This is a genomic window from Paenibacillus montaniterrae (assembly GCF_018403185.1).
GTDB classification, from domain to species: domain Bacteria; phylum Bacillota; class Bacilli; order Paenibacillales; family Paenibacillaceae; genus Pristimantibacillus; species Pristimantibacillus montaniterrae.
The window spans coordinates 1-322 of the sequence record NZ_BOSE01000045.1 but is presented as its reverse complement, the minus strand read 5'-3'; the positions used below and the strand labels follow the sequence as shown (position 1 = coordinate 322).

Below are 322 nucleotides of genomic sequence, written 5' to 3'. Positions count from 1 at the left end.
CTGCGGTCCAAGTACCATCGGCGCTGAAAGGCTTAACGGTCGTGTTCGAGATGGGTACGCGTGGTTCCCTTTCGCCATTACCACCAAACGTTGCGGGCTTGCACCCTCAAAACTGGATATGAAAGCTAAATTCATCGTGCGATCGATGGTTAGAAGTTGTTACGCTTCTATGATTTCCCCCGATATTCTCGGGGTCCCGCAAAGTACTCGGAATATGCTTCCTAGACTTGACGTCACTTTGTGGGGTACATTTAGGATAAGCCCTCGACCGATTAGTACTGGTCAGCTCCATGCATTGCTGCACTTCCACCCCCAGCCTATC

At 50.9% G+C, this 322-nt stretch carries 1 rRNA gene; it reads right to left on the bottom strand.

Features of this window, described 5'->3' with window-relative positions:
- Positions 1 to 88, bottom strand: a 5S ribosomal RNA gene (rrf, locus tag KJS52_RS27075); the annotation flags it as partial.
- Between the last annotated feature and the right edge of the window lie 234 nt (positions 89 to 322).